At 71.9% G+C, this 14,825-nt stretch carries 15 protein-coding genes and 1 tRNA gene; 12 read left to right on the top strand and 4 right to left on the bottom strand.

The window, feature by feature from the left end; all coding sequences use genetic code 11:
• Positions 1-93: 93 nt before the first annotated feature.
• From ACSNOB_RS19315 to ACSNOB_RS19290, 6 genes are all read left to right on the top strand, one after another.
• Complete coding sequence (locus ACSNOB_RS19315; protein ID WP_436687917.1) at positions 94-1,404, top strand: hypothetical protein; 1,311 nt, start codon at positions 94-96, stop codon at positions 1,402-1,404.
• Entirely contained in the window at positions 1,401-2,288 is an 888-nt protein-coding gene (locus tag ACSNOB_RS19310; RefSeq protein ID WP_436687916.1) for a glycosyltransferase family 2 protein, read from the top strand. Before ACSNOB_RS19315 ends, ACSNOB_RS19310 begins: the two co-directional genes overlap by 4 nt.
• Positions 2,269-3,681: a lipopolysaccharide biosynthesis protein gene (locus ACSNOB_RS19305; RefSeq protein WP_436687915.1), complete on the top strand. Its 1,413-nt coding sequence runs from the start codon at positions 2,269-2,271 to the stop codon at positions 3,679-3,681. Before ACSNOB_RS19310 ends, ACSNOB_RS19305 begins: the two co-directional genes overlap by 20 nt.
• Positions 3,671-4,846, top strand: coding sequence for a polysaccharide pyruvyl transferase family protein (locus ACSNOB_RS19300; protein ID WP_436687914.1), 1,176 nt, complete (start codon positions 3,671-3,673; stop codon positions 4,844-4,846). Before ACSNOB_RS19305 ends, ACSNOB_RS19300 begins: the two co-directional genes overlap by 11 nt.
• Positions 4,847-4,986: 140 nt before the next feature.
• Positions 4,987-6,096, top strand: coding sequence for an endo-1,4-beta-xylanase (locus ACSNOB_RS19295; protein WP_436687913.1), 1,110 nt, complete (start codon positions 4,987-4,989; stop codon positions 6,094-6,096).
• 181 nt (positions 6,097-6,277) lie between these two features.
• Positions 6,278-7,741: a sugar transferase gene (locus tag ACSNOB_RS19290; RefSeq protein WP_436687934.1), complete on the top strand. Its 1,464-nt coding sequence runs from the start codon at positions 6,278-6,280 to the stop codon at positions 7,739-7,741.
• 54 nt (positions 7,742-7,795) lie between these two features.
• On the opposite strand, the gene ACSNOB_RS19285 is transcribed toward ACSNOB_RS19290, so the two are convergent.
• Positions 7,796-8,851 (bottom strand): LCP family protein, encoded by a 1,056-nt coding sequence (locus ACSNOB_RS19285; RefSeq protein WP_436687912.1) that lies wholly within the window; start codon positions 8,849-8,851, stop codon positions 7,796-7,798.
• Between the two features lie 147 nt (positions 8,852-8,998).
• On the opposite strand from ACSNOB_RS19285, the gene ACSNOB_RS19280 reads away from it, so the two are divergent.
• Positions 8,999-9,832 (top strand): class I SAM-dependent methyltransferase, encoded by an 834-nt coding sequence (locus ACSNOB_RS19280; protein ID WP_436687911.1) that lies wholly within the window; start codon positions 8,999-9,001, stop codon positions 9,830-9,832.
• A gap of 4 nt (positions 9,833-9,836) precedes the next feature.
• Entirely contained in the window at positions 9,837-10,655 is an 819-nt protein-coding gene (locus tag ACSNOB_RS19275) for an MOSC domain-containing protein (RefSeq protein ID WP_436687910.1), read from the top strand.
• A gap of 64 nt (positions 10,656-10,719) precedes the next feature.
• On the opposite strand, the gene ACSNOB_RS19270 is transcribed toward ACSNOB_RS19275, so the two are convergent.
• The 3 genes from ACSNOB_RS19270 to bcp form a co-directional block, all read right to left on the bottom strand.
• Positions 10,720-11,259 carry an N-acetyltransferase family protein gene (locus ACSNOB_RS19270; RefSeq protein ID WP_436687909.1) on the bottom strand — a complete coding sequence of 180 codons (540 nt, stop codon included), beginning with the start codon at positions 11,257-11,259 and terminating at the stop codon, positions 10,720-10,722.
• Positions 11,260-11,351: 92 nt separating this feature from the next.
• Positions 11,352-11,434, bottom strand: a tRNA-Leu gene (locus ACSNOB_RS19265).
• Positions 11,435-11,511: 77 nt separating this feature from the next.
• Entirely contained in the window at positions 11,512-11,988 is a 477-nt protein-coding gene (gene bcp / locus ACSNOB_RS19260; RefSeq protein ID WP_357698514.1) for a thioredoxin-dependent thiol peroxidase, read from the bottom strand.
• A 204-nt stretch (positions 11,989-12,192) separates the two neighbouring features.
• Here bcp and ACSNOB_RS19255 point away from each other — a divergent pair, with 204 nt between their 5' ends.
• From ACSNOB_RS19255 to ACSNOB_RS19240, 4 genes are all read left to right on the top strand, one after another.
• Positions 12,193-12,909 (top strand): energy-coupling factor ABC transporter permease, encoded by a 717-nt coding sequence (locus ACSNOB_RS19255; RefSeq protein WP_436687908.1) that lies wholly within the window; start codon positions 12,193-12,195, stop codon positions 12,907-12,909.
• A complete protein-coding gene (locus ACSNOB_RS19250) occupies positions 12,906-13,298 on the top strand; it encodes a PDGLE domain-containing protein (RefSeq protein ID WP_436687907.1) in 393 nt (130 codons plus the stop codon). Before ACSNOB_RS19255 ends, ACSNOB_RS19250 begins: the two co-directional genes overlap by 4 nt.
• A 6-nt stretch (positions 13,299-13,304) precedes the next feature.
• Positions 13,305-14,075 carry a cobalt ECF transporter T component CbiQ gene (gene cbiQ, locus ACSNOB_RS19245; protein ID WP_436687906.1) on the top strand — a complete coding sequence of 257 codons (771 nt, stop codon included), beginning with the start codon at positions 13,305-13,307 and terminating at the stop codon, positions 14,073-14,075.
• Positions 14,072-14,825, top strand: a 754-nt coding sequence (locus tag ACSNOB_RS19240) for an energy-coupling factor ABC transporter ATP-binding protein (protein WP_436687905.1), incomplete at its 3' end; no start/stop codon positions are given. The genes cbiQ and ACSNOB_RS19240, both read left to right, overlap by 4 nt.

Genomic DNA, 14,825 nt, shown 5'->3' with positions numbered 1-14,825 from the left:
ACCACCTCGGAGCGGCGAACGCCGTTCCGGCACCGGGCCGCGCCAGCGTCCCGCCACGAGCGGTCGGCACGCCACCTGGCCACCGCCGCGCTGGTGTTGGTCGCGGTGAAGCCTCTGCTCGACATCGGTGAGAAGGACGCCGGCGGCGGATTCGACCTTGGGGTGCTGCTCACCGCGCTCGGCGCGGCGTGCATGGTCGCCGCGCTCGGCGTCGTGGCGATCGGCGCCCGGCGGCTGCCGCCCCGACCTCTCCTCCTCATGGCGGGCGGGCTGACGCTGCTGCTCGTGCTCTCCGTGGTCAGCTACCTCGCCGTCCCCGCCCGTGAAGACCTGCTGGGCCTGTTCGACGTCCGTCGTTACTCGATCTACGGCCCACCGCAAGAGCCGGCGCGTGCCATCCCGGCGGAGGCGATGCGGCTGGTGGTGGGATTCGCGCCGATCGCACTGCTCGGGCTCATGCTGATGCGCCGCGACTGGTTCCCGGTGCGTCGGCTCGCCCTCGTTGCCGGGGTGGCGGTGGCCGGCGCGGTCGTGCACTGCGTGCTGGCTTGGCTCCAGGTTGCCGGAGTAATCCCATACTCGTTCTACTTCGAACTGGCCAACTGGGAGAAGATCGGGCGCGCCTCCGGTGGCTACTACCACCCGATGTCGCTCGGTCGGCTCCTGATGTTCTCGGTATTCCTGGTTTATGTGCTGGGCGACCGGCTCAGGGTGCCCACGGTCGTCCGATACGCGCTGATCGGGCTCTTCGTCGCCACCGGTGTGGTCTCCCTACACCGCTTCACGATTCTGTGCCTGGGCCTGATCGTGGCCGGGTTCGAGACGCGGCGCCTGCTCGGGCTGGTGGCCGCCCGCCGCTCCGGCGGGACCGACCGCCGGACGGCGCTGGCCGTCGGCGGCGCGCTGGCGGTCGCCGGCGCGGTCGTCGGGGTGCTGTGGGGCGGCGCGATCTGGAGGCGGGCTGAGGTCACCCTCACCGAAGTGGGATCGATGGACGTGCGTTCCGACACCTTCATGCACGGCCGGGGTGCGATCTGGAACGACGTCGCAGAGATCTTCGGTCGTTCCCCATTGGACATCTGGCTCCTGGGGTTCGGCTACGAGCCCTGGGACATGCACAACGACCTGCTCCGGGTGCTGGTCGTCTGGGGCATCGTCGGCGTCGTCGTGACTTGCGCCGTCGTCGTCGGGCTCCACCGGTTCCTCAGGAACCGGATCGACAGATCCGGTCGGCTCGCCCTGGCGCTACTCCTCTTGACGCTCGTCGTATTCGGCCTCACGCAGAAGCCGCTCGCCTACCCGTACTTCCTCTGGCTCTTCTTCTTCGGTCAGATGGTGGTGCTCGCTGTCCACGGGAAGCGCACCAGTGACGAGACGCCCGTGAAGAGCGGGGCGATGCCGTGAATCAGTCGTTTCCCGCGTCGCTGCATAATCTGCCCCGGCAGCACGACCGGCCTTCCGAACCGACCGAGAGCGTCGCCGGTGACGAGGCCACGATGCCGCTCGTCCGGCCGACCTTCTCGGTCTGCATCGTGGTGCGCGACCGTCCCGCGCTGCTCGTCGAAGCGGTGCGCAGCGTCCTGGCGAACACCTTCGAGGACTTCGAGGTGGTGATCGTCGACGACGGCTCTCGGATACCGGCCGCTCAGGTGATCGCGGATGCGCACCTTTCGGCGGACCGTCGGGTGCGAGTGCTGGCCCAGCCGCCGACCGGTATCGCCGAGGCGCGCAATCGAGGTCTGCGCTCCGCCATGGGCAGGTACGTCACCGTGCTGGACTCCGACGACCAACTCACCGTCGACGCTCTTGCTCGGCTGCACCACCTGCTGGCGAACACCGGCGGATCGTGGGTGTACGCCGACTACATGGAGGTCCGCCGAGGGACGTCCCGCTGCATCCGACTGCCCGAGTACGCCTCGGCGCGGCGCATGCTGTTCGGGGTGCTGACCCGTCCCCGCCTGCCCTTCAAGCACTCCGGTACCACCATCGACCGCACGCTGCTGGAGCGGATCGGCGGCTACGACGAGAGTTTCCGCCTCTTCGAGGACGTGGAGCTGATGCTGCGTGCCCTGAGCACGGGTGTCCACCCGTGTCATCTGGCCCACCCCATCGTGCTATTTCAACGGCACGACGGGAACGTCACCCGGGGTCGGCTCGGTGGGCTGGTCTTCTGGTTCCGGCTGATTGACATGTACCGGCCCTTGAGATGGCCGGGGGTGGCGACGGCCATCAAAGCACTGCGGACGCTCAGCGAGACGGGTAAGTGGCTTGTCACCCTCGGTCGCTGACCTCGACACCGGTGGCGGGTCCGAACGGCACCACGGCACGGCCCGGCCGACGGCGGCGCGGGGACGGGTCGTCACCGTCCTCACGCACCTCGGCATGTTGGGCCTGAGCCAAGTCGGAATCACCCTGGCCGCGTTCGCGACACAGATTGTCCTGGCTCGTACTCTCCCCCAGGAGGCGTTCGGGACGTTCACCGCAGCCCTGGCGGTGGTGTCGCTGACCGCGCCGTTGGCGGTCTTCGGCGTACCGGAACTCTGGCTGCAACGGTTTGGCCGGGAGGGTGAGCGTGCGTACCGGTGGGTGCGCCCCTCGCTACGGGTGATGGCCGCCAGCAGCGGCCTGACCGTCGCCGGAATCCTGGCCTGGAGCCTGGTCGAGGGGTCCGATCCGGTCGCCGCCGGCGTGCGCGCGCTACTGGCGGCCATCGTCGTTGCGCAGGCCGGGCTGGCGCTGGTCGGAACGGTCCAGCAGTTGCGCGGTGACTATCGCGGCCTCTCCGTGCTCCAGGTGGCACCGCACCTGGCCCGGGTGCTCGTGGTGCTCGCCGTGTGGGCGTTCGGGCTGTCCGTGCTGGCGGCGGCAGCCGGCTACGCAGTCGTGGCGGTTCTCACCGTGCTCGGGTGCGTGCCGGTGATGCGGCCCTTCCTCCGGCGAGGGAAGTCGATCGACGACCGGTCCCGTGAGCTGCCGCCGGAACCGGCGTCCCGAGTCCGGGCGGCGCGGGTGACGGGGGCGGCCACGCCGTTCGTACTGGGCAATCTCTTCTACCTGATCGGGATGTATCTGGGCACGGTGGTCGCCGCCGAGTTCCTCGGACCGGCGGCGGCAGCCGTCCTGGCTGTCCCGATGTCCGTGCTGACTGCCGTCTACCTCGTCCCCCGAGTTGTCTACCAGCAGTACTTCCTCGCCCGGCTGCATCGGTGGTCCGGTACCGACCGCGACGCCGTCCTGATCGCGTACCGCTGGGGGAGCCTCGGGATGCTCGCGCTCGGCACGGTGCTCGCGGCACTGGTGGCGCTCGGCGGCCTGCCGGTGCTCCCCTTGCTACTCGGTCCCGAATACCGCAGGTCCGCGACTGTCATGGCACTGCTGGCCCTGGCCATCCCGTTCCGCTTCGCGGGAGCGGCCGTCGCCTCGCTGCTCACCAGCGGTGGACTGCTCCGCCGGAAAGTGGCCTACCAGGGCGTGGGAGCCCTGGTGTTCCTCGCGTCCCTGGCGGTGGCCACTCCGCTGTGGGGCGTCACGGGCACGGCTGCCGCCACCGTCGTCGCCGAGGTCGTCCTGTGCACGCTGTTCTGGACCGCAGTGCGCAGACGGGTGGTCGGGAACTCACCCCTGCCGTCGTGGCACGATCTGCGTCAGCGCCTGACGAGGGAGACCCCGCGTGCATCCTGAACCGAGTTCCGCTGCCCGCCGCCCGCTTGTCGTGGGCTACTACGGCATGGAAAACGTGGGGGACAACGCCTTCTGCGTCGTCATGGACTGGGCTACCCGTACCTACTGGGGGACCCGCGAACCGGTCTTCGCAGCGCCGCCCATCGTTGACCTGCCGGCGGACAGCACCGGCATGAATCCTCGTTGGTACCGCTCGCGCAGCCTGCCCGACCGCGTCGGATGGGTACTCAACAAGGCCGCGTTGCTGGGGCGCTCCTCGATGCTGGTCTTCGGCGGCGGCTCCGTCTTCCGTGACATGGGCCCGCTCAGCGAGAAGAAGCTCTTCTCGCTCTTCTCCCGTGCGTCCGGGCACCCGATGGCCGCCGTCGGCGTCTCCGTCGGACCGTTCCTCTCCCCAGCGGCCGAGCGGCGGCTCGTCGAGGTGCTTCGCCGGATCGAATTCATCGGTGTACGCGACCTCGCCTCCGCCGAGATCCTCGAACGCGCCGGCTACCCAGGGGTGCTCGTCCGCGCCGGCGACCTCGCCGGGCTGCTGCCCGAGGCGCTCGGCGAGCCGGTGCCGGCGCGCCGGCCTCGGCCCTCCAGGGGGCGGGCCCGACTCGGCGTGACCCTGCTCGGCGTCGACTACGAGGCAGCGGCCCCGCATGCACGGCAGCGGGAGGAGGCACTGATCGAGGGCGTCCGCCGCTTGGTCCTCAAGGAACCGGTGGACGTCACCGTCTTCGTGTTCAACACACACCCCGTGCACGGCGACGAACGGGTCAGCGACCGTCTTCGGGCCGCCTTGGACGGGCTCTGTGACGTCCGGGTGATGACCGCGCGGGACGGTGTGCGAGCCTGCTGGGACGAGATGAAACGATGCGACCTCGGCCTGCACATGCGGCTGCACGGCGCGGTCTTCGCGTACCTAGCTGGCGTCCCGTTCACGCTGGTGCCGTATCAGAAGAAGTGCGACGACTTCCTCGACGAGATCGGCCAGCCGGATTCCTCCCGGCTCGGGCGGGTGCCGGAGGACCCGGCGGAGGTGACCGCCGTGCTCTCCGGGCTGCTGACCGACGAGGCGGTGCCACGGTTGCCGCGCGAGGAGTTCGCCGAGCGCGCACGGTGGAACTTCACCCGGGCGCCCTGGGCATTGCGTGACGGACCGGGTCAGCCGGAGCGGTGACCGTCAACTTGTCCACGCGGGACGGCGACTCGGCGTCGTCGTTGTCGGGCGTTTCCACCGGCCCGGCCGGTCATGGGTCCACGCCGGTGCGCCCCACGGCGGCTGCCCCGTTCGGTCGGCTCAGTCCGCCGACACTGCTGGTGTCGGTCGCTCTGGTCGCCGCCGCACTGCTCGCCGCCGGCATGGCGCTGGTCCGGTACGCCCCCGAGCGTCCGCCCGGTGACGGCGACGCGCGGCCGGTCCCTTCGTCGCCGGCTTCCGCCGCGCCCGGCCGGGAGACCCTGCGTGACCTGATGCCGCCCGGGGTGAAGATCGGATCGGCGGTGGACGGCCGGGGATTGAGCCTGGAACCCGCCTACCGCGCCCTTCTCGGTACCGAGTTCAACGCGATGACGGCCGAGAACGCCATGAAGTGGCGCAACCTCGAACCGTTGCCAGGGGTGTACGCCTGGACCGGTGCGGACCAGCTCGTCGACTTCGCCCATCAACACGGACAGGCGGTTTACGGCCACACCCTGGTGTGGCACAGCGACGTGCCGAAGTGGGTCTCCCCGGACTGGCCGGCGGATCAGGTTCGCGCGGTGCTCCAGGAGCACGTGACCACGGTGGTCTCCCGGTACCGGGGGCGTGTCTGGGCCTGGGACGTGGTCAACGAGGTGCTGGACGAGGACGGGACGCTGCGCGACACCCTGTGGCTGCGCAAGCTCGGTCCAGGATATGTCGCCGACGCCTTCCGTTGGGCCCACGCGGCAGACCCGGGCGCGCGCCTGTTCATCAACGACTACGGCGTCGAGGGTCGGACCCGGAAGTCCGACGCGCTGTTGAAGCTCGTCCGTGACCTGCGCCGGGCCGGTGTCCCGGTGGACGGCGTCGGCTTCCAGAGCCACCTGCGATGGGACCAGCCGCCCCGGGACCTCACCGGGAACCTACGCCGGTTCGCGCAGCTCGGTGTCTCGGTGGCCATCACGGAGCTGGACGTGCGGGTCGCGCTGCCGGCCACCCCGCAGAAGCTTGAGCGGCAGGCCACGCTCTATCGGCAGGTGCTCCGGGCGTGCCTGGCGGTGACGGCGTGCGTGTCGTTCACCGTCTGGGGCTTCACGGACGCACGCAGTTGGATCCCGGGCTACCACCGCGGTTACGGCGCGGCCTGCCTTTTCGATGGCAGTCTGGCGCCCAAGCCGGCGCACGCCGCGCTGCTGGACGAGTTGCGCCGACAACTGCCGCGCGCAGCCTCACCGAGCCCCGGCTGAGCCTTGGCGAGGGCCGGGGGCACCTGCCCCGGGAACTCGCGGTCCGCCCTGAGATGACGACCACTAGCACGGTGAAAGGAAGGTCGTGTCCGCGCAGACTCAGTTCCTCTCGGCTGTCGCGCCGCAGCAGTCACCGAGGTTCGACCCCGATCTAGGGGTGATCACACCCCCCTCCAACGGCATGCCGCGGTCGGTCTTCGGCCGGCCGGTCGCCCCGCGCGCGCGGTGGCGCCGGCGGTACCTGGCCTGCCTCGTGCTCATCGACTTCATCGCCGCCCTGGCGGCCAGCCGAACCGTGGTGGCCCTGCTCGACGAGGCCGACGCCGGCTTCTGGGACCAGCGGGTGCTCGGCGGCACGGTCAGCGCCTTCGCCCTGGTGGCCAACGTCGTGGTGCCGCTGCTGTGGATGACAATTCTCACCGCCGCCGGCGCGTACGACCGGCGTGCCCTCGGCCGTGGCACCGAGGAACTCAAGCGGGTGGTCCGGGCGAACGTCGCGATGGCCGCCACCGTGTCGTTCCTGGCGCTCGGCTTCAAGAAGGACCTGTCCCGGGCGACGGTCGCGGCCATCATCCTGGCGCTGCTGCTCTACACCCTGGTGACACGGTTCGTCGCCCGGGTCGTGCTGCGCCGGATCCGCCGGGTCAGCCAGCGGGCGTCGCAGAAGGTGCTGCTGGTCGGGCGGCTCTCCGACGCGCTGGCCGTGCACGAGGTGGTGACCCGCAACCCGGGCGCCGGTTTGCGCCCCATCGCCATCCACCTGCCACACCACCCGAGGCCGGGGGAGCGGGTCACCGCGCCGGTGCCGGTCTACGTCGGCTGGGACCTGGTGCCCCTGGTCCAGCAGCTCGGCGCCGACACCATCGCCGTCTGCGGCCCGGCCAGCCTGGAGTCGTACGAGCTGCGCAAGCTGGCCTGGCAACTGGAGGGGACCGGCCTCGACCTCGTGGTGGTGCCCCAGGTCACCGACGTCACCGGCCCGCGTATCCACGTCCGCCCGATCGAGGGCCTGCCCCTGCTCAACGTCGAGGAGCCGACCATCTCCGGCCTCTCGCTGCTGGCCAAGAGCGTGCTCGACCGGGTCACCGCCCTGGTCGGTCTGGTGCTGCTGAGCCCCCTGCTGGCCGGGATCGCGCTGGCCATCAAACTGACCGACCGTGGGCCGGTGCTGTTCCGGCAGACCCGGATCGGCCACGAGGGGCGGGCCTTCAAGGTCTGGAAGTTCCGCACGATGTACACCGATGCGGAACAGCGGCTGGAGGCCCTGCGGGACCGGAACGAGAGCGACGGCCTGCTGTTCAAGATCAAGGACGACCCGCGGGTCACCCCGATCGGCCGGCACCTGCGCGGGCTGTCGCTGGACGAGCTGCCCCAGCTGGTCAACGTGCTGATGGGGCAGATGTCGCTGGTCGGCCCGCGCCCGTTGCCCACCGAGGACGACGACTACCGCGGCGACGTGCGACGCCGGCTGCTGGTGCGTCCCGGCATCACCGGGCTGTGGCAGATCTCCGGCCGCTCCGACCTGACCTGGGACGACGCGGTCCGGCTCGACCTGCACTACGTGGACAACTGGTCGCTCGTCTACGACCTGGGCATCCTGTGGCGCACGGTCAGCGTGGTGCTCGCCCGACGGGGCGCGTACTGACCCCGGGCCGTACCCGGGCGGGCGGAACCGGTCCACGCCCGCCCGGTACGGCGACTACTTCTTGCCGCGGCTGATGATCTCCTTGACCGCGTCCCGACGTACGGAGTCGTAGAACGACTTCGCCCGGTCGGTGTCGGCGAAGACGACGCTCTCGGTGCCGACCCGCCCGGTGCCCTTCGTCGGGCTGGTGAGGAAGAAGAGGTTGCCGCTGCGCAGGCCCCGCATCTGCGTCGCCATGTCCAACAGCGACAGGTTCTTGTCCACCGCGACCGAGTTCGAGGTGGCCTGGAGGAAGGAGTTCAGCTTCCCCGGGTTGGTGAGGATGCCGCCCGACGAGACCTTGTCCAGGATCGCCTTGATGACCTGCTGCTGGTGGCGGATCCGGGCGAAGTCCCCGTCCGCGAACTGCTTGCGCTGGCGGGCGTAGTCGAGCGCCGCCTCCCCGTCCATCTTCTGCGGGCCCTGCGCGAACGTCCGGAACGGCGGGTGGATGGAGGTGAACCTCTTCTCCGAGTCGATCTCGATGCCGCCCAGCGCGTCGATGATCTCCTTGAAACCGGCGAAGTCGACCATCGCCACGTGGTCGACGCGGACCCCGGTGAACTTCTCCACGGTCTGCACCATCAGCGGCACGCCGCCCCAGGCGTACGCGGCGTTGACCTTGGCGTCCCGGCCGCCGTGGTTGCCGTCCTTCGACCGGGGAACGGCGACCCAGGTGTCCCGGGGGATCGAGATGAGCTGCGCGCTCGATCGGTCCTTCGGCAGGTGGGCCAGGATGATGGTGTCGGTGCGGGAGCCCGACGTGCTCTCCGGGTCACGGGTGTCGCTGCCCAGGATCAGGATGTTCATCGCGCCCGCGGCGGCCGCCTGCGGACGGCTCTCCTCCGGCACGTCCGTGAAGGCGTCGACCCGCTCGATGTCCGACTCCACGGAGCGCAGGTAGAGCCCGCCGGCCACCACGCCGCCCACGCCGAGCAACGCGACCACCAACAGACTGACCAGGACGATCCGCCGCCAGCGGCGGCGGGGCTTCCCGGTCGGCTGCTGCTCCTCGGCCGCGGGGGTGTCGGTCGTCGGCTCCGGCTCGACGGACTGCGGGGAAAGTGGCATGGCGGCGATGCTACTGATCCGTCCGTGCGCCCGCGTACCCTCGTCCGGCCGGCGGTGAGGCGCCGCTCGTCCCGTTTCGTGTGCGGCCCGCCCCTCGTGGGGAAGCTTTTCTCACCTTCGTTTCCCTTCGCCTGGTAGAACCCTCTCGTGGACGCAACCAAGCTCCGGCGGGCCATCGCCCGCACCCCGCTCGCCCCCGTCGCCGCCTTCCCCAAGCGCCTGGCCCGGGTCGCCCGCCACGACGCCAAGGTGCTGCGCACCTCGGCCCGGTGGCTGGTCACCTCCCGGGAGCACCACAACTACACGTACGACCTGACCAAGCTGAGCCGGCACCACCTCGCCTGGTTCGTCAGCGTGGTCTGCGACGTGCCCGTCAAGCAGGTCCGCGCGTACTTCGCCGAGATCGAGTCCGACGACGTGCTGCGCCGGCACATCGAGTCCGCCACCGCCGGCGCGGCCCGCCGCGGCCTCGCCGACAAGCAGGTCCGCTACGCCCGCCGGATCGGCTGGTACGCGATCGTCCGCGCCACCCGACCCGGGCACGTCGTGGAGACCGGCGTGGACAAGGGGCTCGGTAGCTGCGTCCTGGCCGCCGCGCTGCTGCGCAACGCCGCAGACGGGCACCCCGGCCGGGTCACCTCCCTCGACATCAACCCCGAGGCCGGCTACCTCGCCCGGAGCGCGCCCTGGTCCGAGGTGGTCGACCTGGTGATCGGCGACTCCATCGCCTCCATCGCCGCGCTGGACCGGCCGGTCGACCTCTTCCTGCACGACAGCGACCACAGCCGGGCCCACGAGAAGCGCGAGTTCGAGGCCGTCGAGGGCAAGCTGGCGCCCGGCGCGGTCCTGCTCACCGACAACGTCACCGCCACCAACGTCCTCGCCGAGCACGCCGAGCGCACCGGCCGGAAGTTCCTCGCCTACCGGGAGACCCCGGCCAACCACTGGTATCCGGGGGACGGCATCGGCGTGGCGTGGTGACCGGGTGCGGCTGAGCGCGATCCACACGTACCCGGTCAAGGGCGGTCACCGGCTCGACCACGACGACGCGCGCGTGCTGCCCTGGGGGCTGGCGGGCGACCGGCGCTGGATGATCGTCGACGCCGCCGGCGTCGGCATCACCCAGCGGGAGGTCCCGGGGCTGGCCGGGCTCCGCGCGGTGGCCCGCGACGGCGCGTTGCTGCTGCGCGCCCGGGGTCGCCCCGACCTCGACGTGCCGGAGCCGGCGGCCGGCGAGCCGGTGCCGGTCCGCACCTTCCGCGGCCGACCGCACCCGGTGCCCGCGCTCTCCGCCGGGCCGGCGGCGGACGCGTGGCTCGACGCGTTCCTGGGCCGCGCGGCCCGCCTGGTCTGGCTCGCGCGTCCGACCCGGCACATCCCCTCCGGCGACCGGAGGTACGACACCGGCGACCGGGTCAACTTCGCCGACGCCTACCCGCTGTTGTTGACCACCGTCGCCTCCCTCGACGCCCTCAACGGTTGGCTCGCCGACGCCGGGGAGGAGCCGGTGCCGATGGCGCGGTTCCGACCGAACCTGGTGGTGGACGGTCCGGTGGCCTGGGCCGAGGACTCCTGGGCCGGCCGCCCGCTGCGCCTCGGCGGGGTCCGCCTCCGGGCCGCCGGGCCCTGCGAGCGCTGCGTGGTCACCACGACGGACCAGGAGACGGGGGCGAGGGGGAAGGAACCGCTGCGTACCCTCGCCCGGCACCGCAACATCGGGCGCAAGCTCCTCTTCGGACTGCATCTGGTCCCCGAGGAGACCGGCGTCGTCCGGATCGGCGACGAACTGGTCGTCGAGGGCTGACCGGCCGCGCCGGCCGAGGCCATCGGTCACCCTCGGTCGCCCGATGGCGGCCGCGTCGCCCGGCTCAGCGGGCGGCCTGGGCCGGGGTGGTCAGGTCGAGCCACATGAGGATCTCGTCGCGGTCGTCGCCGGGGGCGACCCGCAGCGCGCCGGGCAGCCGCCCGATCTCCCGGTAGCCGAGCCGCCGGTAGAAGCGGTCCAGCCCCAGCCCGTCCCGGAGGGTCACGTGCAGCGCCTCCCGGCCCAGCTCCCGACCGAGGCGCTCGGCCTCGCGCATCAACGCCAGGCCGTACCCGTGGCCCTGGATGTCGGGGTGGACCATCACCCGCTTCAGCACGCACCAGTGCGCCTTCAGGTCGAACCGGTTGTCGCAGAAGATCAGCGCGGCGACGAGGCGGTCGCCCGCGTACCCGAGCAGGAGGCGGTCCGGGCCCTCGGCGATGCCGGCGAACGTCGGGTCGGCGGTGCGCCGGACGTCGGCGGCGGTGACCGGCGGCACGAAGCCGACGGCCCCGCCCGCGTTGGTGACGTCGACCCAGAGCGCGACGATCGCTTCGCGCAGCTCGGGGGTCAGTTCGGGGTCGAGGACGAAGCGCAGGGTCACCGGGCAATCCTGGCCGTGCCGGGCCCGCGTAGTCCCGCGATCGTGACGCGTCCGACAGTGGTGCCGGCGGCGTGCGCCGGTCGGACCGAAGGTGCGGGAGGGGGGATTCGAACCCCCACGTCCTTTCGGACAATAGGACCTAAACCTACCGCGGCTGCCATTACGCCACTCCCGCCGACCCGCTGAGTCTAGAGCGTCGGGCGGCGGCGGTGCCGGCCCCGCCTCCGCCGCCGGCCGCACGGCGGGACGGGCTCAGTCCAGGCCGAGGTCGCGGCGCAGCTTGGCCACGTGGCCGGTCGCCTTGACGTTGTAGAGCGCGCGCTCGATCTTCCCGTCGGCGTCGATCACGAAGGTCGAGCGGATCACGCCGGTCACCGTCCGGCCGTACGACTGCTTCTCGCCGTACGCGCCGTAGGCGGTCAGCACCGACTTGTCGGTGTCGGCGACCAGCGGGAAGGTGATGGCGTCGCGCTCGCGGAACTTCGCCAGCTTCTCCGGCTTGTCCGGCGAGATGCCGACGACCTCGTAGCCGGCCGCCTGGAGCGAGGCGAGCGAGTCGCGGAAGTCGCAGGCCTGCTTGGTGCAGCCGGGCGTCATGGCCGCCGGGTAGGCGTACAGCACGACCTTGCGGCCGCGCAGGTCGGCCAGCGAGAGCGTCTCGCCGGTGTCGGTGGGGAGGCTGAAGTCGGGCGCGGGGTCACCGGGGGAGAGGCGGTCGGGCGCGGTCATGGCACGACCCTACCGCCGGCCCGTGCCCGCCGACCCCGGGCGACGCGCCGGGCAGGGCCGGGCGTCCGCGCTCGTGTCGGCCGGCGTCCGCGCGGCGGGTGGTGATCGATGCCATGCGCTGTTGCCAGATATTGGCAACAGTGATGTACGGGAAATAGGCTGACCCGGCGGGCGCGGACGGACCGCCGACGCGTGGGAGGTCGCGTGGAAACCCTGGCGATGCACATCTCGAACGGGATCATCGACGGTCCCGTCGCCGCGGTCTTCGCGGCCGTCGCGTTGGCCGCGATGACCTTCTGCGTCCTGCGCGGCCGGCGCGACCTGGACGACCGGTTGGCCCCGATGGCGGGCCTCGTCGCGGCCTTCATCTTCGCCGTGCAGATGCTCAACTTCCCGATCTTCACCGCCGGCGTCAGCGGTCACCTGCTCGGCGGCGCGCTCGCCGCCATGCTGGTCGGCCCGTGGGTCGGCGCGCTCTGCGTGGCCGTGGTGCTGGTCGTGCAGGCGCTGGTCTTCGGGGACGGCGGCGTCGCGATGCTCGGCCTCAACATCACCAACATGGCGGTGCTCGGCACCGCCGCGGCGTACCTGCTGATCGCGCTGCTGCTGCGGGTGCTGCCGCGCACCCCGGCCGGTCTCGGCGTGACCGCCTTCGTCTCCGCCCTGGTCAGCGTGGTGGTCGCGGCGATGGGCTTCGTGTTCCAGTACTGGCTGGGCGGCACGACCGACCTGGGCGGCAACCTGGGCGGCCTGGCCGGCACGATGGCCGTCGTGCACCTGCTGATCGGCGTCGGCGAGGGCCTGATCACCGCGACCACGGTGGTCACCGTCGCCAAGGTCCGGCCTGATCTCGTCTACGCGCTGCGCGGGCTGCGCCCGGCGTCCGCGCCGGCCGTCCCGGCCGTCGGAGGTGTGCGGTGAGGAAGCGTTCCTGGGGGTTCCTCGTCGGCGGCCTGCTGGTCGCCCTGCTGCTCGCCGGGGTGGTGAGCAACTTCGCCTCGTCGCACCCCGACGGGCTGGACTCGTCGCTGCGCGAGGGCTGCACGTTCGACGCCGACGACAACATCACCGGCGGCAGCTGCCCGGCCCAGCGGGAGAAGGAGCACGAGATCGGCGGCCCGTTGGCCGACTACGGCATCGCCGGCGTCGACAACGACTTCCTCTCCACCGGCCTGTCCGGCGTCCTCGGCGTGCTGCTCACCTTCGCCGTGGCCGGCGGCGTGTTCTGGCTGGTCCGCCGCCGCGGCCCGCAGGACGGCGACCCGGCCGGCCGGGAACGCGCCCCGGCCGGTGCGGCGGACCGGGAGTAGCGGGGGATGGGCGCCGGGCACGCACACGTGCTGTACCGGGAGGCCGCCTCGCCGGTGCACCGGCTCCCGCCCGAGGTCAAGATCGCGGCGATGGTGGTCTTCACCCTCGCCGTGGTGGCCACCCCGCGCGAGGCGTTCTGGGCCTTCGGCGGGTACGCCGTGCTGGTCGCGGGGGTCGCCGCGCTGGCCCGGGTCGGTCCGGGCTGGCTGCTCAGCCGGTCGTTGATGGAGCTGCCGTTCGTGCTCTTCGCCGTCGCCCTGCCGTTCCTCGGCGCCGGCGAGCGGGTCGAGGTGCTGGGCCTGAGCCTGTCGTCCGACGGTCTCCTCGGGGCGTGGAACATCGTGGCGAAGGGCACCCTCGGCGTACTCGCGTCGCTCCTGCTGGCCGCGACCACGACGACCCGCGACCTGATCGTCGGCCTGGACCGGCTGCGCTGCCCCCAGGTCCTCACCCAGATCGCCACGTTCATGCTGCGCTACCTCGACGTGCTGGTCGGCGAGGCCCGCCGGATGCGGGTGGCCCGGGTCTCCCGGGGCGACGACCCGCGCTTCCTGTGGCAGCTGCGCGGCTTCGCCGCCGGCGTCGGCGCGCTCTTCCTGCGCGCGTTCGAACGCGGCGAGCGGGTCTACCTGGCGATGCTGTCGCGCGGCTACGCCGGCCGGATGCCGGCGGTGTGGCAGGGCGCGGGCGCGGCGACGGCCGGGCAGTGGCTGGCCGCGGCCACCGTGCCGGTCCTGGCGGCCAGCATCGCCGCCGCCGCCGTCGTGCTGACATGATCGGCGACGTGCAGAACGCTGTCTCCCTGGACGTCCGTGGCGTCCGGTACGCCTACCCGGACGGGCACGTCGCCCTGCACGGGGTGGACCTGACCGTGCCGCGCGGCGAACGGGTGGCGCTGCTCGGGCCGAACGGCGCCGGGAAGACCACGCTGGTGCTGCACCTCAACGGCATCCTCACCCCGACCGCGGGGAGCGTGACCGTCGGCGGTCTGACCGTCAGCCAGGACCGGGCCACGCTCGCCGAGGTGCGCCGCCGGGTGGGCATCGTCTTCCAGGACCCGGACGACCAGCTCTTCCTGCCCACGGTCGCCGAGGACGTGGCGTTCGGGCCGGCCAACCTGGGGCTGCGCGGGGCGGAACTGGCCGCCCGGGTGGACGAGGCGCTCGCGGCGGTCGGGATGGGCGAGCACCGGGACCGGGCCCCGCACCATCTCTCCTTCGGCCAGCGCCGTCGGGTGGCGGTGGCCACCGTGCTCGCCATGCACCCGGAGATCCTGGTCCTCGACGAGCCGTCGTCCAACCTCGACCCGGCGGCCCGCCGCGAGCTGGCCGAGATCCTGCGCGGGCTGCCCGTGACGCTGTTGATGGTCACCCACGACCTGCCGTACGCCCTGGAGCTCTGCGACCGCTCGGTGATCCTGGACGCCGGCCGGATCGTCGCCGACGGCGCGACGCCGGACATCCTGGCCGACGAGGACCTCCTGTCCCGTCACCGCCTGGAACTCCCCCACGGCTTCACCCCCACCC

This window comes from Micromonospora sp. URMC 106 (assembly GCF_051386395.1).
Classification (GTDB): Bacteria; Actinomycetota; Actinomycetes; order Mycobacteriales; family Micromonosporaceae; genus Micromonospora.
Note: the sequence above shows the minus strand (reverse complement) of the source record. Positions and strands in the feature narration are given on the sequence as shown.